We start from the raw sequence: 401 nt of genomic DNA, 5'->3' as shown, positions 1-401 counted from the left end.
TTATTAATTTCGTTCTTTTTAGAATAGTCCCAATGCTCCCAATAATAATCAACATAGGCTTGCTGAGCTTTGGGGTTTTCTTTTTGAATATCTTTAGTCTCTTGATACGACTTTTTAATGGCTGGCATCATTTTCTGCGCTAATTCATAAAGCTCAGTGTTTTGGGCTTTGACGAAGTCGCCATACAAGTCTTTCACTGCAATGTTATATCGATTCGCAATTCGGAAATCATGTTCCTTAACATTTTGGATAATGCTATTTTGAGTGTTTACAGCTTGCTTCAAAGCGGAACAACTGTTTAAACCACCTTTATATAGGTCGGCTTGGATCTGATTCCATAAAACGGTAGTAAGTGGCGTAGTAGATTTAATTTCTTGGTCAGAACTCACTGTCATTACTGG

1 pseudogene is annotated in these 401 nt (G+C 36.9%); it reads right to left on the bottom strand.

The window, feature by feature from the left end:
• Positions 1-401: pseudogene (locus AB4496_RS20755) on the bottom strand (hypothetical protein); the annotation flags it as partial.

It is taken from the genome of Vibrio sp. 10N.222.46.A1 (assembly GCF_041473595.1).
GTDB classification, from domain to species: Bacteria; Pseudomonadota; Gammaproteobacteria; order Enterobacterales; family Vibrionaceae; genus Vibrio; species Vibrio tasmaniensis_A.
Note: the sequence above shows the minus strand (reverse complement) of the source record. Positions and strands in the feature narration are given on the sequence as shown.